Raw genomic sequence first — 1,294 nt, forward strand, 5'->3', positions numbered from 1 at the left:
CCACCGACCACGGCGGTGGCGACTATGCCCTCGTGGCGTCTCATGCCCGGCTCATCGTCGACACCAGCAACGTCATGCACCGCCATGGACTAACAGTCGCGGCCGTCGTGAAGGCGTAAACCCGGGAAAAACTCCTGCCCGACCGGCACATGACTCCGATGGAGGCGGCTCATGCCCTGGCGAGCGGGGCCGCGGCGGGCTAAGAACGCGGGCGGGACCGCCCGCGCCATCGCGGCCGGGTCGGCGCCGACGACGCAGAGGTTGTGGCTGTCGTGCCCGACCGAGGAGGCGATGGCGCCCGACCTGAGCCCGAAGCCCTGCACCAGGCCGCGGCCGATGCTGCGCGTGCCGTGGCGCGCCACCACGGCGACCGCCACCACGTCCTGCGCCGGGTCGGGCACCGCGGCCAGCGTCAGGCGCCGGTGTTCGGTGATGATGCGCCCGGGCACCACGCCGATCACCGAGGTCTCGCCCGTCGGCGCGGCCACGGCCAGGTCCTCCGGTGCCACCGGCTCGGCCCGCACGCTGCCGCGGCCGGGGGCCGGCGTGATCCGCCGGCCCGCGAACAGCGCCTCATCGACGAGGCGGCCCGCCGAGAGCACGGCCGAGACCGCGCAGGATTCGATGTCGTCGAGGAGCACGATGTCGGCCCGCCGGCCCGGGGCGATCAGGCCGCGGTCGGTCAGCCCGAAGGCGGTGGCAGCGCTGAGCGAGGCGGCCCGGTAGGCGGCGAGCGGCGGCACGCCGAGGGCGATCGCCGTGCGGATGAGGTGATCGAGATGGCCCTCCTCGGCGATGTCGAGGGGGTTGCGGTCGTCGGTGCAGAAGGCGAGGAACGGTGCCGTCCGCTCGGTCAGGAGCGGCGCCAGGGCGTGCAGGTCCTTCGAGACCGATCCCTCGCGGATCAGCACCGTCATGCCCTTGCGGATCTTCTCCAGCGCCTCCGCGGCCCCGGTCGCCTCGTGGTCGGTGCGGATGCCGGCGGCCGCGTAGGCGTTGAGCGCGGCCCCTGAGAGCAGCGGCGCGTGGCCGTCGACGTGGCGCCCGGCGAAGGCCGCGAGCTTGGCGAGGCAGGCCGGATCGGCCGCGACCACGCCGGGAAAGTTCATGAACTCGGCGAGCCCGAGGGCTTTGGGATGGTCGCGGTAGGGCAGAAGGTCGGCGGCTTCGATCCGGGCGCCTGCGCTCTCGAGGTCGGTGGCCGGCACGCAGGAGGAGAGCTGGACCCGGATGTCCATCACGGTCTCGCCCGCCGCCGCGAGGGCGTAGTCGAAGGCGGCGGGCGAGACCGTGA

The 1,294-nt window shown here is 73.8% G+C and carries 1 protein-coding gene; it reads right to left on the minus strand.

Annotated features, from left to right (window positions below):
• Window positions 1-89: 89 nt before the first annotated feature.
• On the minus strand, window positions 90-1,294 hold a 1,205-nt coding region (locus tag VQ02_RS31690; RefSeq protein WP_157080893.1), incomplete at its 5' end, for an adenine deaminase C-terminal domain-containing protein.

This window comes from Methylobacterium variabile, from assembly GCF_001043975.1.
GTDB classification, from domain to species: domain Bacteria; phylum Pseudomonadota; class Alphaproteobacteria; order Rhizobiales; family Beijerinckiaceae; genus Methylobacterium; species Methylobacterium variabile.